The sequence below is a fragment of the Paenibacillus sp. DCT19 genome, assembly GCF_003268635.1.
GTDB lineage: Bacteria > Bacillota > Bacilli > Paenibacillales > Paenibacillaceae > Paenibacillus.
The window spans coordinates 1,639,243-1,665,678 of record NZ_CP029639.1 but is presented as its reverse complement, the minus strand read 5'-3'; the positions used below and the strand labels follow the sequence as shown (position 1 = coordinate 1,665,678).

25 protein-coding genes, 3 pseudogenes and 1 riboswitch are annotated in these 26,436 nt (G+C 46.6%); of the genes and pseudogenes, 4 read left to right on the top strand and 24 right to left on the bottom strand.

Annotation, left to right across the window (positions count from 1 at the left end):
* Positions 1-87 precede the first annotated feature (87 nt).
* From cobS to cobD, 10 genes and pseudogenes are all read right to left on the bottom strand, one after another.
* A pseudogene (gene cobS, locus DMB88_RS07335) lies at positions 88-983 on the bottom strand (adenosylcobinamide-GDP ribazoletransferase).
* Complete coding sequence (cobU, locus tag DMB88_RS07330; RefSeq protein WP_128100817.1) at positions 980-1,540, bottom strand: bifunctional adenosylcobinamide kinase/adenosylcobinamide-phosphate guanylyltransferase; 561 nt, start codon at positions 1,538-1,540, stop codon at positions 980-982. Before cobU ends, cobS begins: the two are co-directional and overlap by 4 nt.
* On the bottom strand, positions 1,537-2,619 hold the full coding sequence (gene cobT, locus DMB88_RS07325) for a nicotinate-nucleotide--dimethylbenzimidazole phosphoribosyltransferase (RefSeq protein ID WP_128100816.1): 1,083 nt from the start codon (positions 2,617-2,619) through the stop codon (positions 1,537-1,539). The genes cobU and cobT overlap by 4 nt, the downstream gene beginning before the upstream one ends.
* 43 nt (positions 2,620-2,662) lie before the next feature.
* On the bottom strand, positions 2,663-3,562 hold the full coding sequence (locus DMB88_RS07320; protein ID WP_128100815.1) for an ABC transporter ATP-binding protein: 900 nt from the start codon (positions 3,560-3,562) through the stop codon (positions 2,663-2,665).
* Positions 3,559-4,605: a FecCD family ABC transporter permease gene (locus DMB88_RS07315; RefSeq protein ID WP_128100814.1), complete on the bottom strand. Its 1,047-nt coding sequence runs from the start codon at positions 4,603-4,605 to the stop codon at positions 3,559-3,561. The genes DMB88_RS07320 and DMB88_RS07315 overlap by 4 nt, the downstream gene beginning before the upstream one ends.
* A complete protein-coding gene (locus tag DMB88_RS07310) occupies positions 4,602-5,600 on the bottom strand; it encodes an ABC transporter substrate-binding protein (protein WP_174715271.1) in 999 nt (332 codons plus the stop codon). The genes DMB88_RS07315 and DMB88_RS07310 overlap by 4 nt, the downstream gene beginning before the upstream one ends.
* A gap of 273 nt (positions 5,601-5,873) precedes the next feature.
* Positions 5,874-6,024: riboswitch (cobalamin riboswitch) on the bottom strand.
* 159 nt (positions 6,025-6,183) lie between these two features.
* A complete protein-coding gene (locus DMB88_RS07305; protein WP_164848637.1) occupies positions 6,184-6,828 on the bottom strand; it encodes a histidine phosphatase family protein in 645 nt (214 codons plus the stop codon).
* Positions 6,822-7,798 (bottom strand): annotated as a pseudogene (cbiB, locus tag DMB88_RS07300) (adenosylcobinamide-phosphate synthase CbiB). Before cbiB ends, DMB88_RS07305 begins: the two are co-directional and overlap by 7 nt.
* A gap of 37 nt (positions 7,799-7,835) precedes the next feature.
* Positions 7,836-8,651 (bottom strand): adenosylcobinamide amidohydrolase, encoded by an 816-nt coding sequence (locus DMB88_RS07295; RefSeq protein ID WP_128100811.1) that lies wholly within the window; start codon positions 8,649-8,651, stop codon positions 7,836-7,838.
* Positions 8,632-9,804 carry a threonine-phosphate decarboxylase CobD gene (gene cobD, locus DMB88_RS07290; RefSeq protein ID WP_128104353.1) on the bottom strand — a complete coding sequence of 391 codons (1,173 nt, stop codon included), beginning with the start codon at positions 9,802-9,804 and terminating at the stop codon, positions 8,632-8,634. The genes DMB88_RS07295 and cobD overlap by 20 nt, the downstream gene beginning before the upstream one ends.
* A 258-nt stretch (positions 9,805-10,062) precedes the next feature.
* Here cobD and DMB88_RS07285 point away from each other — a divergent pair, with 258 nt between their 5' ends.
* The 3 genes from DMB88_RS07285 to DMB88_RS07275 all read left to right on the top strand — a co-directional run bounded on the left by DMB88_RS07285 (position 10,063) and on the right by DMB88_RS07275 (position 12,652).
* Positions 10,063-11,064: a lipoate--protein ligase gene (locus DMB88_RS07285; protein ID WP_128100810.1), complete on the top strand. Its 1,002-nt coding sequence runs from the start codon at positions 10,063-10,065 to the stop codon at positions 11,062-11,064.
* A gap of 280 nt (positions 11,065-11,344) precedes the next feature.
* Entirely contained in the window at positions 11,345-12,148 is an 804-nt protein-coding gene (locus tag DMB88_RS07280) for a Cof-type HAD-IIB family hydrolase (protein WP_128100809.1), read from the top strand.
* Positions 12,149-12,316: 168 nt separating this feature from the next.
* Positions 12,317-12,652, top strand: coding sequence for a DUF3139 domain-containing protein (locus DMB88_RS07275; RefSeq protein WP_128100808.1), 336 nt, complete (start codon positions 12,317-12,319; stop codon positions 12,650-12,652).
* On the opposite strand, the gene DMB88_RS07270 is transcribed toward DMB88_RS07275, so the two are convergent.
* The 3 genes from DMB88_RS07270 to DMB88_RS07260 all read right to left on the bottom strand — a co-directional run bounded on the left by DMB88_RS07270 (position 12,618) and on the right by DMB88_RS07260 (position 15,047).
* On the bottom strand, positions 12,618-13,493 hold the full coding sequence (locus DMB88_RS07270) for a carbon-nitrogen hydrolase family protein (RefSeq protein ID WP_164848636.1): 876 nt from the start codon (positions 13,491-13,493) through the stop codon (positions 12,618-12,620). The genes DMB88_RS07275 and DMB88_RS07270 overlap by 35 nt on opposite strands.
* Positions 13,494-13,767: 274 nt before the next feature.
* Positions 13,768-14,073, bottom strand: coding sequence for a hypothetical protein (locus tag DMB88_RS07265; RefSeq protein WP_128100806.1), 306 nt, complete (start codon positions 14,071-14,073; stop codon positions 13,768-13,770).
* 50 nt (positions 14,074-14,123) lie between these two features.
* Positions 14,124-15,047 carry a DMT family transporter gene (locus DMB88_RS07260; protein ID WP_128100805.1) on the bottom strand — a complete coding sequence of 308 codons (924 nt, stop codon included), beginning with the start codon at positions 15,045-15,047 and terminating at the stop codon, positions 14,124-14,126.
* A gap of 137 nt (positions 15,048-15,184) precedes the next feature.
* Here DMB88_RS07260 and DMB88_RS07255 point away from each other — a divergent pair.
* Positions 15,185-16,590 (top strand): annotated as a pseudogene (locus tag DMB88_RS07255) (PLP-dependent aminotransferase family protein).
* A 236-nt stretch (positions 16,591-16,826) separates the two neighbouring features.
* On the opposite strand, the gene DMB88_RS07250 reads toward DMB88_RS07255, so the two are convergent.
* From DMB88_RS07250 to cysT, 11 genes are all read right to left on the bottom strand, one after another.
* Positions 16,827-17,453 (bottom strand): ABC-2 transporter permease, encoded by a 627-nt coding sequence (locus DMB88_RS07250; protein ID WP_128100804.1) that lies wholly within the window; start codon positions 17,451-17,453, stop codon positions 16,827-16,829.
* Positions 17,446-18,312 (bottom strand): ABC transporter ATP-binding protein, encoded by an 867-nt coding sequence (locus DMB88_RS07245; protein WP_128100803.1) that lies wholly within the window; start codon positions 18,310-18,312, stop codon positions 17,446-17,448. Before DMB88_RS07245 ends, DMB88_RS07250 begins: the two co-directional genes overlap by 8 nt.
* Positions 18,309-18,692, bottom strand: a complete 384-nt coding sequence (locus DMB88_RS07240; protein ID WP_128100802.1) for a GntR family transcriptional regulator — start codon at positions 18,690-18,692, stop codon at positions 18,309-18,311. Before DMB88_RS07240 ends, DMB88_RS07245 begins: the two co-directional genes overlap by 4 nt.
* 467 nt (positions 18,693-19,159) lie before the next feature.
* Complete coding sequence (clpP, locus tag DMB88_RS07235) at positions 19,160-19,741, bottom strand: ATP-dependent Clp endopeptidase proteolytic subunit ClpP (protein WP_056699465.1); 582 nt, start codon at positions 19,739-19,741, stop codon at positions 19,160-19,162.
* A 17-nt stretch (positions 19,742-19,758) separates the two neighbouring features.
* Positions 19,759-20,622, bottom strand: coding sequence for an RNA polymerase sigma factor (locus DMB88_RS07230; protein ID WP_128100801.1), 864 nt, complete (start codon positions 20,620-20,622; stop codon positions 19,759-19,761).
* A gap of 127 nt (positions 20,623-20,749) precedes the next feature.
* Complete coding sequence (locus tag DMB88_RS07225; RefSeq protein ID WP_128100800.1) at positions 20,750-21,529, bottom strand: MBL fold metallo-hydrolase; 780 nt, start codon at positions 21,527-21,529, stop codon at positions 20,750-20,752.
* A 384-nt stretch (positions 21,530-21,913) separates the two neighbouring features.
* On the bottom strand, positions 21,914-22,360 hold the full coding sequence (locus DMB88_RS07220) for a hypothetical protein (protein ID WP_128100799.1): 447 nt from the start codon (positions 22,358-22,360) through the stop codon (positions 21,914-21,916).
* Between the two features lie 154 nt (positions 22,361-22,514).
* Positions 22,515-23,576, bottom strand: a complete 1,062-nt coding sequence (locus DMB88_RS07215; RefSeq protein WP_128100798.1) for a sulfate ABC transporter substrate-binding protein — start codon at positions 23,574-23,576, stop codon at positions 22,515-22,517.
* A 55-nt stretch (positions 23,577-23,631) separates the two neighbouring features.
* On the bottom strand, positions 23,632-24,696 hold the full coding sequence (locus tag DMB88_RS07210) for a sulfate/molybdate ABC transporter ATP-binding protein (protein WP_128100797.1): 1,065 nt from the start codon (positions 24,694-24,696) through the stop codon (positions 23,632-23,634).
* Position 24,697: 1 nt separating this feature from the next.
* Complete coding sequence (locus DMB88_RS07205; protein ID WP_128100796.1) at positions 24,698-25,495, bottom strand: sulfate ABC transporter permease subunit; 798 nt, start codon at positions 25,493-25,495, stop codon at positions 24,698-24,700.
* Positions 25,492-26,307 (bottom strand): sulfate ABC transporter permease subunit CysT, encoded by an 816-nt coding sequence (gene cysT / locus DMB88_RS07200; RefSeq protein WP_128100795.1) that lies wholly within the window; start codon positions 26,305-26,307, stop codon positions 25,492-25,494. The genes DMB88_RS07205 and cysT overlap by 4 nt, the downstream gene beginning before the upstream one ends.
* Positions 26,308-26,436: the final 129 nt, after the last annotated feature.

Below are 26,436 nucleotides of genomic sequence, written 5' to 3'. Positions count from 1 at the left end.
TTTTAAAGGGAAAATCCGGGGATAAAGGCGAGCGCTCCGCTTCTTCATGTTATTTCTGTCCTCTCCGTTCTCGTGTAAATGTTTAGTTCAATTTATATAGAAAAACCCTTGTAATACACTAAGCACTGTAAGCAAGGCAACTTCCAGCAGCTCATTCATTGCACCATAGGTATCTCCTGTTAATCCGCCTAGCCGTTCACTTATACGTCCAGCAATCCATTTACCTATGACGTAACAAGCGAGCGGAACAACAATTACAGCAAGCACAGGATATAACCACCACGGTAGGGTCATTAGACTGCTCCCAATATGTAACCCCTCTACGACTGGCATCTCCGGCTGGAAAAGCATTCCCACTACTAATGTGATTACACCTACTAGAACAGTGAGTCCAATTGCATTGCTACGTGCACGCTGAACTTCTCGCCGCTCACCCAGCCCTTTAAACAAAACAGCTAATCCGTCATCACCTCTCGCATTTGGCCATGCGGAGATGGCATAAACCATGAACCAGCGACTCCAGATCATCGGTAACATAAGTAGTGCACCATACATCCAATTAGCACGTGCGATGAAATCTGCAATTAGAGCTGCCTTCATCATTAACAGGAGAACACAGGCTATCACTCCCATGGCACCCACACGGCTATCCTTCATGATCTCTAACATTCGCTCACGAGAGCGATAACTGAGCAGACCATCCGCTGTATCCATCCAACCATCCAGATGCAACCCTCCGGTCAACCAGACCCATAGGGTCAGCGTTAATACCGCTGCTGGAAACGAGGGTAGAAGTACACCCGAAACAGCCGCTCCAAGCCAGACAGTTAACCCTATTGCGGCACCGACAAGGGGATAATAAACCACGCTTTCACGTAGCAATGGGGGACAAAGTCAATCTGCATCTTAACCGGAAAACGTGACAAAAATTGAAACGCTGCCGCCGCTGGCTGTTTTCTCCCATCGTGCTTGCGGTCACTCATATACGGTACTCCTTGCTCTTTAATTCAATCGCAATCCCCACCGTAACTAGAAATACTTCCCCGCAAATCGCTGCAATCCGTTGATTCAATATGCCTGCAAGGTCACGGTATCTTCGTCCAAGAGCATATTCAGGAACGATGCCATCCCCTACTTCATTGGTTACAAGCACAAGTAGTCCCGGATATGACTTAACAGCCGATACGAGCGCATCTATATGTCCTTGTATGACATGCGCAGGATCATGTTCATGGGCAAGCAAAATATTGGTCAGCCATAATGTCAGACAATCCACCAATACTGTAGGAGCTGACATCCCAGTATGAGATGCTCCCATACGTGTGATCCATTCAGGCAATGCTAATGGTTCCTCTACCGTATGCCACAGGTATCCCGCTTCTTCACGTCCCTGCTGATGCATGCGGATTCGCTCACGCATCTCGTCATCATAGGCTTGAGCTGTAGCCACATACCAAGCCTCTGAGGAGCGTTGCATGCATAGACGTTCAGCAAACGAGCTTTTGCCACTTCGCGCCCCTCCAGTTACAAGCACACTCATGAAGAAACCTCTCCTTGAGACGAGCCATCGGATACACCCGCACTGGCAAAGGTCGCCATCTCGTTAAGAATACGGCAAGCCGCATCGATGAGATGAAGACTTAGTACGCCTCCTGTCCCTTCACCCAGTCGCATATTCAGATCAAGCATTGGCTTCAGATCCATCTCACGAAGCAGTGCCGCATGTCCACTTTCATCGGATGTATGGGAAGCAATCATATAAGCCGTGCTCGCTGGTGCAAGCTCTCTTGCAATCAATGCTGCGGCTGTTGAGATAAACCCATCAACCACCACTGGGCATCCATTCGCAGCAGCAGCAAGAATTACACCTGTTAGTCCGGCAATTTCTAATCCGCCAACCTTACTGAGCACATCCAGCGCATCCTCCGCATGGGGTGCATTCAGACTTAAAGCCTGGCTTACCACCGTTGCCTTGCGCTGTAACCCAACATCATCGATCCCCGTTCCGCGTCCAACAGCCGAAGCCGGTGATATTCCCGTTAGAGCACACATTACAGCAGCACTTGCCGTTGTATTGCCAATCCCCATCTCTCCAGTTACAAATATCTGCGTTCCTCGGTCCACTTCTGACGTGACCACTTCGGCGCCAACGAGGATCGCTTGGATCGCTTCATCCCGAGTCATCGCTGGGCCTTTCGCCATGTTAGCTGTGCCTTTGCGGACTTTGCGGGAGATGAGCTCGGGGTGATCTAGATCAGCATTCACTCCAATATCTACACAGAGCACATCTGCCCCAGCATGCCGGGCAAGCACGTTAACGGCCGCTCCACCCGCCAGAAAATTAAGAACCATCTGCGGTGTTACCTCAGCAGGGAATGCACTGACACCTTCGGCAACTACACCATGGTCTGCTGCCATCACGATCACCGCTCGACGTTCGAAGCAAGGACGACTCTGTCCTGTAATACCTGCTAGGCGAATAACGAGCTCCTCCAGTTTGCCAAGACTGCCTGGCGGCTTCGTGAGGATATCCACATGAGCTGCAGCTTCTGCCGCGACCTGCTCATGAGGATCTGTGATTCGACGTATTAACTGCTCCAACACCTGTTCATTACGCATACAACTAGCACTTCCTTCATCAATATGTGGGTATATACCCCGATCAATTCTTCGGCTTTTCATGCTCCCGGCGCAGCAGCAACTGGGGAATGCCATGATCTGGATGCTTCACCATCGCAGGGTTCACTTGGAAGATCTCTCGAATATGTTCCTCGGTCATCAGTGCATGAGGGGTTCCAGAGCCAGCAGTTTCGCCTTCTTTCAAAGCCAGAATATGATCACAAAACTGCGCAGCTAGGTTCAGATCATGCAACACTGCCACAATCGTAATTCGATTTCTTTGACGCCATGTCGATAATAACTCCATAAATTGCAACTGATAACGGATATCCAGAAACGTTGTGGGCTCGTCTAACAAAAGAATGCTCGGTTCCTGTGCCATCACTTTAGCAAGGGCTACCCGCTGACGTTGTCCTCCACTGAGCGCATCCAGAGGACGATCCGCAAGCTCGGACAGACCTAATTCCTCTAGCACACGATCAACGATCTTCTCGCCATCACCCGAATCACGACCAAGCCAGTTCTGATAGGGATAACGCCCCATCTCCACAACATCCCTTACGGGATATGAGATTGCAGGCAGTCCATCCTGTTGCAGAACAGCAATCATACGAGACAGATCCTTGCGGCTATACGAAGTGATATTCCTGCCATTCAGTTGAATACTGCCCTCACTAACCGACTCCGTGCCAGCCAATAGTTGCAGTAAGGTTGATTTGCCGCTTCCGTTAGGACCTACAACACCCCACCAATCGCCTTCTGCGATCTGCCAACTCACACCATTTAACGCCTGATGCTGACCATACCGTTTACCTACTCCATCGACTTCAATCAAAGGTTTCCTTATACCACGCTGAGTATCGAAACTCGGATCTGCCCGTTCACCCGTATGGATAGGTTCATTCCGATTGGCATGCACCGTATAGTTCGTGTCTTTACTCATGGCATCATCCCTTTACGAAGCTTCTTGTTTCTGTGCAAAAGGTAGGCGAAGAACGGTGCACCCACAAATGCGGTGACAACGCCAAGTGGAATTTCAGTCGGTGCCAATACTGTACGAGCGATCGTATCTGCCCACACCATGAAGATGGCTCCGCCAATTGCGGATAATGGTACCAGCAGACGATAGTCCGGCCCTACGATCAGCCTAAGAATATGTGGAATGACAAGGCCTACAAAACCGATGACACCTGACACCGATACGGCTCCTGCTGTGAGCAACGTGCCCACCGCTAACACCGATAGCTTCAATCTATCCACCTGAACTCCAATGTGAGCCGCTTGCCGCTCTCCCAGAGCAAGCACATTCAACGAACGTGCACGACTCCAGAGGAAGATCAGACCAAGCAGAAAATATGGGAAAAGGATGGCCGTATACGACCACCCACGCAGTGCCAGACTTCCCATCGTCCAGTATATAATTTCATTAATCGTCTGTTTCGACATGGTCGATAGGAAGGAGACAACTGCCCCTAGGAAACTTTGCATGACCACGCCCGCCAGAATCAGGCTATGTGTTGGTATTTTTCGACCCTCACGAGCCAGTGCCAGCACGAACCATAGCGTCAACACGCCGGTTAGGAACGCAACCAAAGGCAAGGTCCAGATTCCGATTAATGCATATTGTAATCCGAAGAAAATCAGAAATGCTGCACCCACCGATGCACCAGATGATACGCCTAACGTAAACGGATCTGCAAGAGGGTTACGAAGCACCCCTTGGAAGCCAGCACCCGCTATTGCTAGAGAGGCGCCCACGAGCACGGCAAGCAGTACCCGCGGGAATCGCACCTTCCATATAATCTGTTCTGCTGCTGTGCTCCAATCGGGAGTAATCCAATCCCCAATCCACGGAATGTGATGCAGCAGAATACCTGCAATGTCACGGACAGGCAAGGATACTGAACCAATGCCCGTGCAGATCAGCACCGTCAACACAAGCAGTCCTATCCCAGCCGTCCCGTACACCGCTAGCTTTTTACTCATTGGAACAGATCAGGGTAGATCGCTTTAGCTACGGCTTTCAGACCTTCGGTTACCCGTGGTCCTGGACGGCTAAGTAGGTTGGCATCTAGACCGATAACCGCATCGTCTTTTACCGCAGTAATCTGATCCCAGCCGCTACGAGCTTTGATAATTTGATCCAGTGTTTTGGAATTCTCATCAATGACATCATTGGCATACAGAATTACATCCGGGTTCGCAGCAATGATATTTTCTTCATTAATTTCGTTCCAGCCTTGCAAATCAGAAGCAACGTTGTTTCCTCCAGCAAGTGTGATCAGCTCATCCATGAACTCACCTTTACCCACCGTCCAGCCTGGGGAAAATTCAACATATACGTTCTTCTTCTCTTCCGGTTTAACTGCCTTCACCGCTTCAGTAACATCTGTTACATCTTGCTTCATCTTCGCGATGATCTCTTGGGCCTTTTCCTGTGTATCCGTAATTTGACCAAATGTTTCAATGTTTTTCGCCACATCATCTACTGATTTTGGATCAGTCTTGAAAATAACAATCCCCAGGTCACGGAATTTCTTCACCGCTTCTTCATTCATGGAAATACCTGTGAATACGATGTCTGCATCCGCTGCAATGATGGACTCTTCATTCGGTTTAGATACACCGCCCATTTTGGGCTTCGTTGTAGCTGCTTCAGGGTAATCATCAAAATCAGATACACCTACAATTTGCTCGTCCAATCCAAGAGCGAACAACGACTCTGTCTCCGCTGGAGATACAGATACAATTTTGGCTGGTGCCTTTTCAAACGTGAACGTTTCACCCGTTGCATCTGTAACGGTAAGTGGATATTGTGTCTTGAGATCCGTTGTTGTCTGTTCTTGACTCTGCTCCTGTGCAGGTTGCTGTGATGCTCCTGACCCCTCATTCGTTGTTGCATTGCCACATCCAGCCAAAGCCAGTGCTAGTGCCGCTGCACTAAGCAGGGACGCTACGCTTTTCCAGTTCTTAATATTCATTGTGTTCATTCTCCCCTTCTCTATCTGTTCTATTGATCCTGTGTCGTGCTCAAACTCTAACTGCCCATGTCTTGGTGTTCCTGTGTAAGGTTGAACTTCAACATTTACACATTATCGGAGAGTGAAGAACCCAATAGGAACAATAAAAATCCCCAATCCTTACAGCAGGATCAGGGATAACGTCTCGCATATGGCGTGCTCTACGCATGATGAATCACCTGCGCTGTTCATAACAGAACACTGCCCGAAACGCTGTCCTTTCCTCGAAGGAACACCGGTCTATACGTCCAGGGCAGGTAACCTGACTTACAGGATTATTCCTGATTCACAGTGGCGGGACCGTGCCGGATTTACACCAGCTTCCCTATTTCATCCGTTTGCGCACATGGCCTAAACACACATAACCATGACAACTCATTACAAACGAAACCCTTGGTCGCTTATGATATAACCATTCATGTGAGCATCTTAGCCGCATACGTATGGCTGAACGCCTAATCCTTGATTAGACCCAACAGCCTCCTACGCATGGTCACACGTCTGTTGTGATTATAGGTTAAATTGTACAACCTTACAAGCTGATTCAAGGAAAAGCCACCCGGCTTCCTACCCAACCGCTTGGCCCGTAATCCAGTCTGACCTTTATGGCTTGCCCTGGAATAACCTGCGTATCCCAGAAGGTCAGATCAGGGATTAGGCGAGATATCACATATCGGATCACACCGCCATGTGTAACGATACCAACCTGAGGTACATCAACCGTTACTGGTTCAGACAAGACATCGTGCAACAAGCAAGTATCCAGAAAAGAATCAATTCTTGCTGTAAACGCCTGCCATGACTCCCCTTTAGGTGGTGTCACGTTCTGTGGATCATCAATCCAGTCTCGATATTGTTGAATATGTTGGAGCTGATCATACGTCTTCCCTTCCCACTCCCCAAAATCAATCTCTCTGAGTCGCGCATCCAAATGTACTTGTTCTCGCTGCAAGGGAGTGACGCTTGTGAGGGTCTGCTGACAGCGCAGTAAGTCACTGGAGTAGAGCTTGCTCCAACAAAGGCTCTGAAGCTGCTCACTGAGCGGAGCAAGCTCTTGCTTCGCTTCAGGCAGGAGACCGATATCCGTATGCCCAAGATATCTTTTTTCCTGATTCCACAACGTTGTACCATGACGGATAAAAATAAGATCACGCGAAAGTGGGGCATTTTCTAGATTCGTAATCACCATAATAGTGTACCTCCAGCCAACCAGACGACAAGTGTAATGAGTACACATAGTACTACAAAGGAACCTGCCGACCAGAACATGAGACGGGTCGTTCGCACGATATCCTCTGCTCCCATTGAGCGAGTCGGTTCTCCCATATATGCACGAAAAGACGAGACACCATGATACACGTTATGCCCACCCAGTCTGATCCCCAGCGCACCTGCAACGGCAGACTCGGGAAAGCCGCTATTCGGGCTCGGATGCAATCTGGCATCTCGGGATACCATCTGTGCTGCTCTTCTTGCATCTAGCTTCATGATCCATGCTCCGCTAATCAATAATAGAGCCGTGATTCGAGCTGGAATCCAGTTAGCCCAATCATCCAAACGGGCGGATGCCCAGCCGAGATGTAGATATTTATCGTTTTTGTAACCGACCATGGAATCCAGTGTATTGACGGCTCGATATGCCATTGCAAGCGGCGCGCCGCCAATAAGGGCGTAGAACAAAGGAGATACGATTGCATCCACAATATTCTCAGCTACCGTCTCCACCGTTCCCCTTACGATCTCAGGTTCATCTAGATGCGCTGTATCACGTCCTACAATCATACCAAGAGCACGCCTCGCAGCGGGAAAATCTCCCTGAATGAGATGACGATATACGTCCATCCCTGCGTCCTTTAATCCTTTGGAAGCAATCGTTGTCGCAATCAATATGACCTCAGCGATCACCGCAACCACTGGATGAATAAGTGCAAGGAGATAGATCAGTCCCCAAGTCACGGCAAAAGAACCCCTGCAATCAGGATCGGAAACCAGATTCCCGCTTTTTTGAGCCCTTGATTGGAAGTCACACGAGATCGTATGGTTCGCTCCAGTGCAGAAATGGCTTTCCCCATACCGATGACTGGATGAGGTATCCATCTCGGATCTCCGATACAACGATCTAATATGTATGCTGCGATGATAATCCAAGCCCCTGTCATCCCGATCCAGAATGACGAAGAAAACCATTGATTCAATTCAAGTATCATTTTTTGTTGTTCCTCCCGCCACATTGCACCAGCGCCCGGCCTGCAGACTTTCCGTAATCGTATCATAGACAAGTCTGCCAATGACCGACCCTAGAACGGTGGCCGTTCCTGCATAAGTCAAAAGCGGTTTCTGCTGATCCTGACTCACCGCGAGCACGATCGCATCTGTGGTGGTTCCAGTAGCCGTTAGACCATTCTCGGAATCGCTCACACCAGCATCAGCCAGAGCAGCAGCTTTCGCTTCTACTGCAGTCTGAATCGCATTCACCATGGCTCCATTCGTCAAACGACCGTTATACCACAACATCATATTAATGGTACCGGGTGTGTACGCTCCATCCAGTTTCTGGACAGCATCCGTTCGGTTCCCCATCGCATCAAATACCACTCTTGCTGAACCGGCGCGTGCAGCATTCGATACCCCTGCCGTCGTACAGCATAGAAGCCCAAAGTCGGGGCTCGCGTACTCTTGAATCGACGTATGTTCCAGACGCACGGCTGTCAGCAGACCGGTACACACATCCTCTCGTTCCTTCCACTCACGGAGTAGTCGCTGTATATCGCGCGGAGGATCATCACAGCGATAATGCTTATCTACATAAATATTAAATATACGATCCAGTTCAACCATGCCCCCGCCGTAAACTGCACTGGAGATCGCAGTAGCTACAGAGGGAATGCATGCTTTTACATGGCGTTCTTGTGCGCTAATTGTCAATCCCGGCCATACAGAAGAAGCATATTCACCAGGATAACGATAGGTTTGTCTCCCCTTCAACTCTTCTTCAAGAAACGGTAAGGTCATCGTTCGAGCCACCTTCCTTTACGTGAGGAGTGTCCTGAAATTGACTCTGAGAGATATGTTGAGGATTACTCTGAGCAATCACACTTTGCATCACGCTCAGTAAACGCCCATTGGCATCCGCATCCTTCACCGCAAACCGAACATGTCGTTCGCCAAGCCCAGGATACATGGCACAGCTCCGAATGAGAATCCCCCGCTCTCCTAGTGCAGTCTGCATAGAGGCTGCTGACCATGGTTCCGGCAAACGAGCCAATATAAAGTTAGCTTCTCCGCGCGTCACCTGACAACCACATGCCTCCAGCCCCTCAGTCAATAGGTTCCGTTCACGAGAAACATAAGCCAGCGTTTCCTGTTCAAAGCTCTCCCCATCACGGAGGCAGGCTTCCCCCGCAATCAGCGCCAGCCCGTTAACACTCCAAGTGACTTGCTTCGCAGTCATGGCTTGTATTAGTTCAGGTCGTGCCATCGCATAACCTAGACGCAGTCCCGGAATCGCGTAAAACTTCGTCATCGAACGGATGATCATAACCTGCGGGTAATCACTTAATCGAGGTGCAAGGGACTGCCGCCGAGCTTCTGGAATAAAGTCCATGAACGCTTCATCAATCACTAGGATCGTGCCCGTTCTTTCTGCTGAGCGAGCCAAATGATGAAGCACCTCTACAGGATATTGAACTCCGTTAGGATTGTTGGGCTGCCCTAGAAATAACAGATCCACTTGATCCATTAGCCTCTCGATATCCATTACCTCTGCTCGCCAGTCCAACTCTTCACGTCCATACACATGAAGAACCTCAGCTCCAAATTGCCTAGATAGTGCACTATACTCCGAAAAGCCAGGCTCCACCGTACCTACAGTTCGTGGTGCAAGAGCCAGTAGGATCAATGCCATACTCTCCGCTGCGCCGTTTCCAACAGAGATTTGATCAGGCTGTACGTCAAGATACTCGCTAAGTCGTGCTTTAAAGGCTCTGTGTCCTGGATCAGGGTAACGCAAGATGGTTTGTAAGCCATGTTCCAATGCATGTAAAACGTTCTGAGGTGGCCCCATCGGGTTGATGTTTGCACTAAAATCGAGAAAATCAGCCGGATTGCCCCCGAAACGGGTGGCCGCCGTCTCCACATCACCACCATGTCCGAATACTTCGATCATACCGGTCATTCTGTCCGTCATCCTTTCTGCATGTCCATTTTATTATGGAGTCGATCACAGGTTGGGGTCAATCTTGTTTTGTCTATGCTTGGCTGAAATCGTAGACTTGTCTAATTTCTTTGTGTCATTAGGGCAATTCGTTTACAATAGAGAAGGAATTTCAGTTTCATGAACGTCAGTTCGATGAATCTAATTTCTACGAATCAAACACTACATAAGGGATTATTATCCCTCACATACATTAATGGAGGAATGACCATGTTGTTTGTTGATAACCAGGGCATCACAGATCCTTCCGTAAACCTCGCCATCGAGGAATACATTCTGAAGCATCTGCCGATGGATGACAGCTACCTGCTGTTCTACATCAACCGCCCATCCATTATTATTGGTAAGCACCAGAACACCATTGAAGAGATTAATATTGAATATGTTCAGGATAATGGAGTTCAGGTCGTACGCCGTTTATCCGGAGGTGGTGCAGTCTACCACGATCTGGGCAACCTCAATTTCAGCTTCATTACGAGGGATGACGGTCAGTCCTTCCACAATTTCCGCAAATTCACTCAACCTGTCGTTGAAGCCTTGCAAGAGCTTGGAGTCAATGCCGAATTGACTGGGCGGAACGATCTTCAAGTGGGAGAAAAGAAAATTTCGGGTAATGCCCAGTTCTCCACACGTGGTCGCATGTTCAGCCATGGTACATTGATGTTTGATCTTAACCTGGATCATGTACAAGCATCACTGAACGTGAATCCTGAGAAATTCAAATCCAAAAGCACCAAATCCGTGCGCAGCCGCGTTGCTAACATTCGTGAACTGATGGACAGCAATATGACCATTGAACAATTCCGAGATGAGTTGCTCCGGCACATCTTCCGTATGGAGCCACAAGATGTGCCTCAATACGAACTCACTGAGAAAGATTGGGACAAGATCAAGGAAATCTCTGCGGAGCGTTACAGCAACTGGGATTGGAACTACGGGTTGTCTCCAGAGAGCAATGTGAAGCACACACGTAAATTCCCTGTCGGTATCATTGATCTACGAATGAACATTAAGGATGGACGGATTGAAGATCTGAAAATCTTCGGTGACTTCTTCGGTGTGGGTGATGTAGCCGATATCGAGGATATGCTGCGTGGCAAACGTTACGAAGAGTCCGAGGTGCGCACAGCACTGCAAGATTTGGATGTGAAGCATTACTTCGGCAACCTGGAGCTGGAGGACTTTATTGGCCTTATTTTCCTGGAAGAATAGACTTTCGTTCTTGCTACACGATACACATAAGTTCAACTAAACTTTTTTATGCGATAACGGAGAGGACAGAAATAACGTGAAGAAGCTAAGCGCTCGCCTGAAAGCTTTCTGCAAGAAAGCTGCATCGGAAGCATACGCTATCCCCGGATTTCCCTTTTAAGAAAGGAATTCAAAAAAAATCTGGGGATAACAGCGATCGGAAGGTTGTTCTGTCATCGGAGTGGCCAGTATAAACATTCTTTAGTTGAACATACACAGATAAATAAAGGAGAGAAACGACATGACTTACAAACTAATCGCAATCGACATTGATGACACACTCATTAACGACAACAAAGAAGTAACACCTGCAACCCAAGCTGCTCTGGAGCAAGCCGTTGCACACGGTGCTGTAGTTACACTGGCAACTGGTCGTGCTTACGCTTCTGCACAGGCACTTGCTCGCCAAACGAAACTGAACGTGCCGATCATTACGTACCAAGGAGCTTTGGTGAAAAACTTGCTAGACGAGAACGTTCTGTATGAGCGCTATGTTCCACAGGAAGCTTCCCGCAAATTGTATGACTACTGCTTGGAGCACAACCTTCACCTGCAAACGTATATTGACGACAAATTGTATGCCCGTGAAGAGAATGACAAATTGCGTGATTACGCGAAATTGAACGGCACACAATACTATATTGAATCTGATTTCATCAAAGTGATTGAGCAACAAACACCAAAACTGCTTATTATCGACGAGCCAGATTATCTGGATAAGGTAGCGGTTGACCTGCGCGAGCTGCTTGGACCTGAAGTGCATATTACGAAATCGAAGCCTTACTTCCTTGAAATTATGCACCGTGAAGGAACAAAAGGACATGCCCTCACTTTCCTTGCTGATCATTTCGGCGTTGAGTTGTCTGAATGCATCGCCATCGGTGATTCCTGGAATGACCATGAGATGCTTGAAGCTGCCGGTCTTGGTGTGGCGATGGGTAATGCCATTCCAGCATTGAAAGAGATCGCAGACTACATCACACTTAGCAATAACGAAGATGGTGTGAAGCAGGTTATCGAGAAATTTGTACTGAATGCGGAGTAATGGACACGCTACTGTCCAAGCGAAGCTATATTAAAGTTTGATTATGACATCACGAAAGAGCCCAGATTGCACTGAAGTGCAGCTCGGGCTCTTTCGTGTATAAGAAGCTTATTTTATATGTAGCATTAGTCCGTTCTCATATATGATGGATTCTAAGGAGATGAGTCGATGAATATTAGCAAACCGAAACTCGTTCTGTTCCTACTTATCACATTAGTAGCGCTTGTCTCTCTGTACCTTTGGAATTTCCAACGAACAATGGAACTTAAAGTTGAAGCGTATTTACTCTCGTCCAAAGAATATGGTCACGAAGATATTCAACAAATCGATACCCATTTCGGTAAAGCACCACTCGTCAGCACAGAAGTTATTTTCAAGGATGAGCCTCTTGCTCATTACTTCTACAAAGAGGAGAACGGACAAATTTATCAATATAGCAGCGCACCTGTAAAAGGCGTAGACCCGAATTTCACGTATCGGCATCTCGATCCAGTTCGCCCTTAATCGTTTGGAGCGAATACGGTTGTTGATCTAACTCAAGAGAATCTGCAAGCATCATCTCACCATCTCTGGCTTGTTTAAGAAGCGCAGGATCTAAATCAGCGATCAACAATTCAGCTTGGTCTGGCGAGCCATCAACGATAATATCCCCTAATGGATTCCAGACGCCGCTATGTCCGCACGTATCCCACACTCCGGTTCTACCAACATGATTACACATCGCAGTAAATATGGTGTTATCTAGTGCTCGGGCAGGAAACCATACGCGTGACTCCTTGTATCCCATTCCTTTGCTAAAGAGAGAGCTACCCATATACAAATGACAGCCATGCTGTGCTAAACGACGCGAATGTTCAGGGAAGCCAGCATCATAACAAATGGCCATGCCAATATTCCAGCCTTTGATATCAATGATGACCTGCTCATTATTGGTGGAAAACATGCTCTTCTCCGTTTGAAATAAATGCGACTTATCGTAAACGCCCACTTCGTTTCCATGCGAATCTATAATGATGGAGGATATGTAAACTTCCTCTCCTCTTCTAACAGGCGTTCCAATAATCGCCCAAATTCCATATGTTTTGCATGCTTGACGCAGCTTTTCAATCCTTACGTCATTTATACACAGCGTATTGTCAGAGAGATTGGATTGTACGATTTCCGGGACATATCCCGTTAGAAATTTTTCTGGAAACATAATAAGATCTGCACGCTTTTCCCCAGCTTCTTCAATCATCTCATAAGCTCGATTAACGTTTTCCTGTATGTCCCCATCAACCGCAGAACATTGTGCCAACGCAATTCTTAGTTTTGCTGTAGGCAATACATCTAGCTGGGTATTCATCACATTCATTCCCTCCAATAATTTATTCTCATAACGACCAATAACTACAATCAACTACAATATGTTACCACCGCATAATCAGAAAATATAGGTACGTTGAGATAATTTTTCCAGCTTTCTTTTCTCCATCATCATCTATGCTAAATATAAAAAAACTCTCATCACGGGAAGTCGTAGACGTTCGTAATCTACAACCTCCTCTAATGAGAGTTAGCAACTATATCGCCCCAAGAAAACTCCAACGTAATCAAGGGGAACTGACTCTTGCTTTCGCTTATTGCGTTTCCCGAGTACCATACTGCTCATTAAATTCACGGTCTCGCTCACGTATTTCACTCATGACACCCTTCACAGAGAAGATCGATTTGGGCAAGAGCAAAAATACCCCGATCAAAAACAATACAATAGATACGATAAATGCGATCAAGCCTCCGCTATCATACATCGCTTGTAGATATTTCCCCCACTGCGTTGAATAGGTCATTACAGATGGGAGATACATCAGCGTTGTGATATGCACGATCCCATATAAAATGATGCCTGCAAATACCAACGCTACACCTATTGCCTGCCTGTTCAAATCCGCTCACCTCGTTTGCTAAAAATCCACTCCTATCATTGTACACCAATTTATGGATTTTCGGCTAACGTATTGCTGTTTCTCCTACTTTTGAACCAACTTGTGACTTTGTCATTCATGAATAATAATCCAGACACAATAAGTACTACACCAATCCAAGTCATCCAGCTTACATGCTCATTATAGACAATGGCGCCAAGAACAACCGCAATCGGTGGTGAGATGTACAGCCAGGTTGCAGGGAACAACGGATTGGTTCGTGACATGATCCAATAGAACAGACTATGCCCTACCATCGAGCCAATGACCGTCAGATAGATCAATGAGGTAATGGCAGGTGTCCAGTTGATTACCGATATGTTCCATGACTCTGTGAAGGCTGACAATATTAATAGCAATAGTCCGCCATGCATCATCTGAACGGCATTAATGGCCACCGGGTCACTTTCCTTGAACTGGTTAATCACCTTTTTGGAATATAACGCTCCTGCTGAGTAACACACTTCCCCAATCAGAATCACGATACAGCCCCATAACCACAGTGGACTGCCCCCAATCGTGACACCAGGCATAACAACAAATATAACGCCGACAAAGCCGATCAAACAGCCTGTAATTATGCGAGCAGACGTCTTCTGCCTTAACAAAACCGTTTGCATCACCATAATCATAATCGGACCCGTCGCTGATAAAATAGCACCTACACCTGAACTTACATATTGTTCAGCCCAATATAGAGCCGCAAACGTACCAAACGTGAGTCCTGCGCCGGTGAGCAGCATTTCTTTGCGCCACAACAAGGACATCTTGACCCGTCCCTTCATCAGCATCCAGGTAAACATCAGAGCACCTGCAATCATAAAGCGTATACCCGCGGACATAAATGGCGGCAGGCCTGCCTCAACTCCAATTTTAATCGCTAGAAACGTCGTACCAAATACAAGACACATTATTGCAAATGCTGCTCCAATCATGCTAGCCCCTCCTTCATCTGTTCTCCATCATATAGCACTGTCTACAGAACAGAGCGAAGAAAACAGAACAGTTAGACCCGTATGCTGTTACAATAGAGTTCAAAAGGAGCGTGAGCCGGGTGGGCAAAACCATCATGATGACAGATAACAGCCTTAAACTATATGAACAAGTCGTTCATTATCTTGTTGTTCGCATTGAAGCAGGAGAATGGACGGAACATGAGAAGTTGCCTTCTGTACGCAGCCTATCCGAGCTACTCGGTGTACATCGCCTGACCGTTTTCAAAGCCTATCAGGAGTTAAAAGAACGTGGAAACGTCTACGTCAAAGATAAATCCGGTTATTATGTCAGCCCTGCCGACCCAGCCCCAATTATGGATCAGGCGGATGACCCCGCCGTTTCGGCTTGGTTGCATTGGGACTCCCTTGACCGTGTGCAATCTCTGGAGGCGGAATTCCAGTTTTCCAAATCATTGATTGACCCTGCTCTCTTGCCCAACCGGTATTGGGGGAGCTGATGCGTGATCTGCTCAACCATTACCCTCGCCTACTCGGAACCTATTCTACGAATCAGGGAGACCTGGAACTTAGAAGTGAACTGGCAAGCCATCTGACCTCACGGGAACGTTTCTATATCTCAGCAGATGAAGTCCTGATTACCTCGGGTGCACAACAAGCCATCGACCTCATTGCACGCAGTTTAGTCAAACCGGGCGACCGTGTCCTTGTGGAGCGACCTACGTATGGACCAGCTATGGAAATATTCCGCAAGCAGGGTGCTAAGCTCGTGTTTACCGACATCACCTCAGAGGGTTACGATCTAGATCAGATTGAGCTGCTGATGAAGCAGGAAAAGCCAAAACTCTTTTATATGACGCCAACTTTCCAAAACCCGACAGGGATTAATATTCCAGTGGAACAGCGCAAACAGTTACCGGAACTGGCTGAGCAATATGGATGTTTCCTAGTCGAGGATGACAGTACGTATGATATATATTTTAAAGAAAAACCTCCGGCTCCGATTTTCACCTATGACACAACCGGACATACGCTCTACATTCGCAGTTATAGCAAATATGTCGTTCCTGGTCTTCGAATCGCCGCTATTATGTGCCGCCCACGATTCATGCCTGGGTTACAGGCAATTAAGACTCTTGCGGATAACGGATCTCCGCTGCTGAATCAGAAGCTGTTTCTACGCTACTTTCAATCTCCGCGTATGTATCAGCATATATCCAAGCTATGTACTGCAATCCAATTACGGATGGAAGTGATGGAGAAATGCTTAAAAGAAACAGATTGGCGTTGGACTACACCCCAAGGCGGTCTAAACATCTGGGTAGAGCTTCCGGAAGGTATGGATACGGGCAGACTGCTGCATCGATGTATGGAGCATTCCGTCGCCTTTGTACCAGGTACGGTGTTTGATCCTTCGGATCCTGGGGCAAGTCGTAAATTACGTTTATCTTACTCGTATGCACATGAACAGCAGATTTACGAAGGTATGAGTAGACTGATTGAACTAGCGCACAAAAAGGTTTAAATGAACTTCGTTTATAAGGAGTGTGTTCACAAGAGTTGAATTGGCAGATGTATGGAGAATCGGTTGTTGGATGTGTGCGGAGAGAAAGACTTCTCATAAGAAAAGTCGCCATATAGGCGACTTCTGAATGGGAGCGATCCTCTCGCTCATTCTGCTATTTCAGGCGAGCAAGTTTATGCTCTGATGATTGATTTTATTTTGCTAACACTCAAAGTGTATAGTACAGGGTTCAAAATTTACAGATCTTTCTTGCTAAACAAACGAACCGTGAGAAGATAAGAACCCACGAATAACAGCAGAATACCGATGGTAACCATACCAATTACCTGTCCAGTCACCATGCCTTCCTCGCTCGCCAAATTCATGAGTAATGCAAAGGGCTGGGCAAGTATAACGAGCGCAACTAAGAATACAACATTGATGATCCCTGCGCCCTTTTTGCTAAGTGCGTAAAAGAGAGGCAAATAGATTGAAGTTAAGCCAAGTACCATAGCGATTGAAACCATAATATCCAATACTGAGAAATCTGGCTTGTCGAGCCCGGGGAAATTCATATTAACGAGAGAATGAATTCCGAATGATGCGAGAACGCCAAAAAGTGTATAGAATATGGTCGATAGATACTTCGCCTGCACTACGTTTTTCCGACTAATCGGGAGTGTGACTAGGAAATTATGATTATGGTTTTTGACATCAATCATGGTCGCAAGCATGATGGAACCAAATGCGGTGTATATACCTACCAGATACATGGACATCTCACTTTTGGGAATAAAGGCGATACTAAACACAGCCAGGTAAAAAGGAATGATCCATAGGGAACTCTTCAGTACAATGAAGTCTTTGCGAAGTAAGTTAACCATTTTTCCGTGCCCCCTTTGCTGTAAAATAAATAAGATCTTCAAGGGAGGGTCTGTGTAACAACGCATAACTGCCAAACAGCTGCTCCGCTTCTACCTTGTTATCAGACAACCCCTCAAATCCCACAGCCGTTTCACGGATTCCCACCAAATGAGCCCGGGTGTCTGCATCCAGCAGCTCCATGTCCCCCTTCACAATCGTGTACCTTTCGAGCACATCATCTTTAGCTTCATTAAATACAATTTGTCCGCGATGGATAAACGTAATATAGTCTGCGATCCGCTCCAGATCGGTTGTAATATGTGTGGAGAAAATAATGGATCTCGTCTCATCTTGTATCGTGTCTGCAAGCAGATCCAGCAATTCCCGTCTAAATACAGGATCAAGACCGGAAGTTGGCTCATCCATGATCAGCAATTCCGCTTCATGAGATAAAGCGACTGCCAAGGAGAATTTAATTTTCATACCTTTGGATAAATCTTCGATCTTCTTCTTCGGCGACAACTCGAATTGATCCAGATAACCTCTAAATGTTTGATCATTCCATCGCTTATAAAACGGAGCAATCATCCGGCCCATCTCATAGATGGTTAGATGCTCATAATAGAAACATTCGTCTGATACAATACCGAGACGTTGCTTAATGTGAACTTCCTGCTCAGGCATCTTTCTGCCTAATGTATGAACACTCCCAGAATCAGGCTGGATTAAGCCGGTAATCAATTTAATTAACGTACTCTTGCCTGCCCCATTTGGGCCGATAAGCCCCGTAATATATCCTTGCTTCACATCCAAAGATACATTGTCTACTTTAAATAAAGGGTACGTTTTGGAAAGGTTACGAATTTCAATGGCGTTCATTCTGTATGTTCCTCCTCTGACAACAAAGTGAGATGTTGAATTAACTCCTGTGAACTCATGCCGATCTCTCTGCTCTCACGAATAATTTCAAGCATCTTCTCTTCCAATCTTCTCATTCGCTGCTCTCGAATAAAGTCCTGATTGGTTCCCGAGACAAAACTACCTTTACCTACAACGGAATCGATTAGATTCTCCTTCTCCAGTTCTTCATAGACACGTTTTGTTGTAATCACACTCACCTGTAGATCCTTGGCCAGCTGCCGGATGGAAGGAAGACTATCCCCTTCGACCAATTCACCACTCAAGATGCTCTGTCTAATCTGAGTTAAGATCTGGATATAGATTGGGTCGCTGGATGCGTTGGACAATAAAATTTTAATATGCTCTCACCTCATTGGTGTTCTCATGGTTCCATGTATATAGTGTATATATCTAATATATACACTATATGCGATTGAGGTCAATGATTAATTTAAATATTTCCAAAATAATCAAGCCTGTCTCATTGAAATGATGTACCAAGCAAATACCATCTAGACGTTATCCCATGTCACTGAACCGCCTTCTGTAGCACATTTTGCAGTCCCTCTTCCAAAGTGTGCCACTGAGCATATGTAATGTAATCTAGTCGAACAAAGTTATATCCGCAACAAAGCCCAGAAGGTCCATAGACCATCTGGGCTTTGTCTTTGTGAATATTCTACATAATGTAATTTTACAGCATTCCTAACCCTACGTTCAGCACTGTGTTTACATCTGGCTTATTTACCTTATAAGTGTTAGCTATCTTTGAAGATGCACTCTTTGTGTCCTTTGCTGTCCTAAATGCATTCTTGTGCTAACTTGCCTAGGTGCTAGATATCACCTTATCAACGATGCCATAATCCACAGCTTCAGCAGCGGTAAGGAAATAATCGCGATCTGTATCCTTTTCGATTCGATCCAGCGGTTGACCCGTGTGATCTGCAAGCAGCTGGTTCAGACGTTGACGGTGCTGAATGATTCGATTAGCGTGAATGAGCATATCTGCTGCCTGCCCACGTGTCCCGCCGAGTGGTTGATGGATCATAATCTCACTGTTGGGTAACGCCAGACGTTTGCCTTTGGTGCCACCAACGAGCAGTATCGTTCCGAAACTAGCAGCCATGCCTGTGCAGATGGTTGAGATATCGGGCTTCACAAATTGCATCGTATCATAGATCGAGAATCCTGCAGTCACCGAACCCCCTGGGCTGTTAATGTACATTTGAATATCCTTATCCGGATCTTCTGCGGTTAGAAACAATAGCTGTGCTACAATGGCATTCGCCATCTGATTTTCAATCTCACCTGATACCATAATGATTCGATCTTTCAACAAACGAGAATATATGTCGTAGCTCCGTTCTCCACGAGCCGTCTGTTCCACAACATAAGGTACTACATTCATGCATATCCCTCCTCAGATTATGCAACCATGCTGACCATGTAGCCCCCTCCATAACAATCTGAGATGGCATAACTGTACATCATCGGTTGCGTCGTTGAAGACGGCAGAGCCTGCTGCAAAATCGTACTTGCCACAGCCATCGGATCATCCGTTTGATTCAGACATAGATCAATTAAACGAGCCGTATCACCGCGGCGTAATGCGAGCAAATAACCGCGCAACTCTTCCGTATGGATTCGTTCCTCGCTAACTTCTCTCGCCTCGTCGGCATCTAGATCAGTTAGTTGATCCCGAATCTCAGCTATGGTCATCCGGGCACGACGTAACGCCGATTTTATCGCGCCTTCTGTTGTATCTAACATCTCAGCAGCCTCTGCCGCCGTATATCCTAATAATTCCCGTAACATATATATCACTCTTTGCCATGACGGCAGCTCTTTAATTAAGATCTGAACAGCGGTATCAAGCTCTTCTAATGGCTCATCTTCCGCCATCTCTTGGATAAGCGGCTTCAAACTATCCATTTTGCAACACAAACGTTGACGTTTGCGCAGAACGTCCATCCATGCATTACGGGCAATGCGAATGAGATAAGCTTCCCAATGGATGTCCCTTTCTGCACACGATGGTTGAACCAAGGTGGATGATAACACTTTGGCAAACGTCTCCTGTACCAGATCCTCAGCATCTTCTCTAGAGCCTGTCATGGACAAACAGTACGCATACAACGAACGTTGTACATCAAGTAATGCAGCATGAAGATCATCCGCTTGAAATGGTTCTTCAGCATTCATGTGTGGTGGTGTATATCGGTTATGCGATTGATTAACATTGTCGTGTGATCTGTTGATTCGACAATCCACGGATTTCACAAAGGCCATTACGGGGCCCCCTTTGTTGATTCCTGATTGGTCTTGCTTTCCTTTTACATACTGGCTGTGCTCTTGCTGTAGTCGACTTACACTATGTAAACGAAGAACCTCCTGCAAAGGATACGCTCTTCTGTATTTATTTTTCGAGAGACACCTTCATGCCTGTGAGAGCAAGCGTAATGCCTTGACCTAAATGATAATCCTGACGTAAATCCACATCATGAGACATGTGTGTAAAATACGTGCGCTTAGGCTCTAGTTCCTGCAAAAGCTCCTGCGCTTCCCGCATATCATACACGGAACGTGTTGAGAACTCTGCTAGCTCATGCACGAAGCTGGTTCCTAGGATGAGCAGATCCAGACCATGCAACGGCTTTTTCTCTTCTTCCTTCAGATCAATCGCATCTGAGCAGTATGCCCAGTGGAATCCGTCTCGTTCCAGACGATAGGCATAGGAATATCCGTTCTTCCCATGACATACTTTCCATGAGTGAATTTTCCAGCCATGCACTTCAATATCGTCATCCGTTTCCATGTAATTCATATGACGATCTAACCATGGAAACTGCCTTTGAATGGTGACGATGACTTCACGTGGTGCATACAAATTACCCTTTACTCCTAACCATCGGCATGCATCCGCCCACTCAGGCAATCCACCAATGTGGTCAAAGTGTGCATGGGTTATCAGCATCGTCTGTACCATTCTAAGATTCTGCGCTTCCATCTGTGTTCCCCAGTCTGGGCCACAGTCAATCATAAAAGGTTCTTCCACACCATCACTATGGATTAGAACAGACGAGCGTTTACGTTGATTGATGCCGGTAAGCCGAGCCTCTGTGCAAGTGCTACAGTCACAATATACACGCGGAACGCCCATCGCATCGCCTGTTCCAAGAAATGTTAGTTGATTCAAGATCGTTATCCCCTCTCAAGCTCAAGTACGCTTTATTTCTGTTCTCATCATTCTCATGTAAATGTAAATGAACTATTATCTAAATTGTATTCTCCAACCTCTGATTTGGCAAAAAAAAGACTCTCCCGCTGCGATTGATTACGCAATGCAGGACAGCCTTATGTCTAATCTATCGATGCTATCTTATTGAACTAAAAAATATTTACACTTGCCACTCCGATGACAGAATAACCTTCCGATCGCTGTTATCCCCAGATTTTTTTTGATCCCTTTTTTAAAGGGAAAATCCGGAAATAAAGGCGAACGCTCCGCTTCTCCATGTTATTTCTATCCTCTCCGTTCTCGTGAAAATATACAGTCCAATTATATAGCCTTATACTTAATCTACACCAATGCCCGCAGCTTCAGCGTCAATTCTTTCCCCGCAGGTACATCCTTCGATTCCGTAATGACCCAGTTGGATGCAAGTCGCTCTGCTAACACTTCTGCCTGTTCTGGCTTAAGCTTTAGCCCTGTTATAATGCCTTCACCCACTGCGAAATCCTTCTCTGCTACTACACCGAATGCTTTCTCCAAGTATATGCCTAATCCACCACGTGTATTAAACGTGATACGGTAGCCTTCTTGAACCGCTACTTCTAGGTTCTCTCCATGATCCGCCGCATAAGAAAGGAACTCATCATATCTGTAGTCCTCCTCGGACACAGCATCAAAAGCCGCAACATCATTCGCCTGAATGGCTTTCAGTATATCTGCATCAGACATGCCTTTTGTGCGCGCCTGTTCCAGCCGGATTGCTGTACTTTGGGACAATTTAACCTCTGTACTCATCTCATTCAACACCTTCCTATAAAATCCATACCATATTTAACCTATCTTATTATAGCCTGTTCGATTCTCAATAATAAAGTACTCCGAGATACTTCAAAAAAACCTCCAGTCTGCCGGACAAGGCAAACCAAAGGTTTCAGTTCTTACAAGACAGCTACAAGCCCGCTAATACCTGGTACCACACCCCGCGTTTGGAATATAGTGTGGTTCGAACTTCAGCCCAGCCACCCAAGTAGTTGATATCGAATAGCCCTGGTGGTGTTGGAAAAGTAGACTCTGTCTCCGCATACACATCCGGATCTACCGAACGAAAACCATGCTTCGCAAAAATACGCTGAGCTTCAGGTGTACTCAGATACGCCACAAAAGCCTCTGCCAATTCACGATTCCCGTGTTTATCCACGTATTTATCCACCACGGTTGCCGGATTTTCGATCAGAATCGTGTTCTTAGGAACAACGATATCATACTTGACTCCTTTGGCGATCCGGGCGAGCAACTCATTCTCATACGTTACAATGACATCACCGACGCCATATTCAAATGCCGCCATCGAAGATCTGCCACTTTTATCAAGTGATTCAACATTCTGATGTACCTTTTCCAGAAAAGCCTTGGCTACCGCAGGATCTTTCTGCCCCTGCTCTTCCGACAGTTTCAGACCAGCACCATAGATCGCGTTAATATCCCATTGTGCACCGCCTGAGGTCTTCGGATTAGGATACAGCACCTTCACACCCGGTTTGGTTAAATCGTCAAAATCTTGGATGCCCAGTGGATTGCCTTCTCTCGTACCTAACACAACAATAGATCTCGTAATCATGCCGTCATTAGGTGCCTGCTTCCAGTCAGGGTTGACCAGGTCTGCCTTAACCAGTTTATCGATATCATTCTCCATCGCGAGCAGAGCTACATCCGCCTCGAAACCACCTGCAATGGCTCTTGCTTGTGTACCCGAAGCTTCATAAGACTCCTGAAAATTAATCGACTGTCCCGTCTTGGCTTCCCATTCTGCCTTGAAAATAGGCAATAGCTCTGCCATCGCGTCTTTTACAACGCTATAAGCTCCAATGACCAGCGTGTTGGATTGATCCGTTCCAGCAGCATCGCCGGGTTCGTTAGCAGCTTCTTGCTTACTGCATCCAACCGTCATGCAGACGAGCAGAAACATGAGAACAGCAACGTAAGGTAATGTTTTTTTCTTCCTCGTCTGCATCGGCAACGTCTTCCTCTCTAAACGTTCTGGGTGAATTCCCACTTGGTTTGATTCGTTAGATCATGACAGGCATTGGATCTTCCTTGAGTCGATTCTCGACAACCCAACTATGGGAATCATTGAATAGATATGCCCGGTGCACAAGCACGCGAATCTGTTGACCTATTTCCAGTGTTGTTTTCTCCAGGGAACGATACGTGATCAGCTTATGACCTCGTACCTCGACTTCAACCATCCATTCACTTCCGCGGAAATGAAGGTGCTTCACCGTACCCTTTTCGGTCGCTGACAACATGCTGAATTCATTTTTGAGGCCAATTTCAATATATTCCGGACGGATCAGAGCACGCGTATTCTCACCTTCAACCGCATGTTCGAAGCCTTTCAGCTCGGAAGCATCCTCGACAACTGTTGATTCACCGATAAAGGTAGCTACAAAAGGTGTCTCTGGGTTTTTATAAATATCCCACGGGGTACCCTTCTGTTCCAAGCGTCCCTGGCTAATAATCATAATTTCATCTGCGACTTCAATGGCTTCATCCTGGTCATGCGTGACAAAGATCGAAGTGATGCCGACACGCTCAATCAATTCCCTTAACCATGAACGAAGCTCCTGACGAATCTTCGCATCAATCGCGGCAAACGGCTCATCCAACAACAATAACTGAGGCTCAGGTGCCAATGCTCTTGCAAAAGCTACACGCTGCCGCTGTCCACCAGACAATTGATGCGGATAACGCTGCTCAAAACCTTTCAGCCCAGTCAGCTCCACCAATTCCATGACTCGATCACGAATCTGGGCTTTTGGTGTCTTTTTGACCTTAAGTCCAAAAGCGATGTTATCAAATACCGTCATATGTTTGAACAAAGCATAGTTCTGAAAGACAAATCCGATGCCCCGCTCTTGCGGTGGCAGATGGTTTACTACTTTTCCATGAAAGCGAATCTCTCCTGAACCTGGACTTTCCAGACCAGCAAGCATACGTAGAATTGAAGTTTTCCCGCCACCACTAGGACCTAGCAGACCAATAAGATGGCCTTTGGCAATATCGAATGAAACATCTTTTACGGCATGAAATTGACCAAAATGTTTGTTCAGATCACGGACTTCTACATGCATCTTAATGCACTTCCTTTCGCTTCTTGGCCCATTCCATCATGAGCAATAAACATACGGAAAACGTCACCAGCACCAATGCCACACCATTTGCAGCAGACACATTAAAGTTCTCTACATCCTGATACACAAGCGTCGTCGCTGTCTGTGTTCTGTTCATAATGTTGCCTGATACAACCAGTACAGCTCCGAACTCACCCAATGATCGCGCCACAGTCAGCACAAGACCGTATACAACAGCCCAACGAATGGAAGGCCATGTTACACTCCAGAACGTTCTCCAACCGTACGCCCCGAGCGTGGATGCCGCCTCTTCTTGCTGAGAGCCAAGCTCTTGCAAGACAGGCATAACTTCTCTAACCATGAGCGGGAATGTGACAAACAGTGTTGCAATGACCATGCCTGGGAACGCATAGACAACATTGAACCCAATACCTTCAAAGAAACCACCCATAATACTGCTTGGGCCGAGCAATAACACAATCATCAATCCACCAATTACAGGTGATACCGCATAAGGCAGATCCACGATGCTGTTAAGCAATCCTTTGACTCGTTCACTGAGCCAGCCAGCACGAACCAAATAAATCGCCATCATAATACCAAACAATGTATTTAACAGAGTGACGACAAGAACAACCAGTCCTGTCATCATTAGAGCATGTAGCGCCTCAGGACGCATCAGTCCAGCCAGGAATCCTCCTGCTCCGTCTTCAAAAGCACCAATAACAATCCGTCCAAGCGGAATAATCAGCAAGATTACAAATACCGTATACGTCAGTCCGATTAACAGCCGTCTCATCTTCTTCTCCCCCGCATCTGCACTAGATTAATCATCCAGAGAATGACGAAGGATAGGGTCAATAACAGAACAGATACAGCGGCTGCCCCGGTGGGGTTATCGCTCTCAATCTCGCCGTATATAAATACGGATGCCGTTAACGTTCTTCCTGGAATATTGCCTGCTACCAACACAACCGCACCGAATTCAGCCAATGCCCTGGAGAATGCCAGCATCCCTCCACTGATCATGCCTGGCGCCATCGATGGCAAGATAACCACTCTGAAAGTACGCGCCTTCGATGCACCCATCGTGTACGATGCCTCTTCTTCGGAAGGATCAATCTCTTCCAGTAGCGGCTGTACAGCACGAATGACAAAAGGAAACGTAACAAAAGTCATCGCAATAACAATTGCAGGTTGATGAAACACAATTTCGAAACCCATGGACTCTGCCAGCTTGCCAATGGCACTAACCGGTCCTAAGAGTAACATGATCATCAATCCACCAACGGCTGTTGGTAAAGCAAATGGCAGGTCTACGAGACTGTTCAGAAACGATCTCCCGAAAAACCGATAACGTGTGAGTACCCAGGCAATCATCGTACCTAGCACAACGTTGATCAATGTGGCTACCACAGCCAACCGAACGGTAAGCAGTACGGCTTTCCAAGCGATTGGATCCATAATACTCTCGACAAAGGTACTCCAGCCTTCAGAGAACGAATTGACGTACACCCCGATAATCGGAAGCACAATAAGTACGATGAAATATAACAATACAGTACTGCGAAATCCCCAAGTCCATCCCTTGTGACGAAGAACGGTATTCATTGCCGTATTCCCTCCCAGCCTCCGGTTCTTTGCCCGGTCGGCAGTCTTCCTGTTATGGCACAACGCTTTCCCTAATATGGGTATTATTACTTTAATATTATTCCCATTAGTCTACTTGGTTTTTTGCTT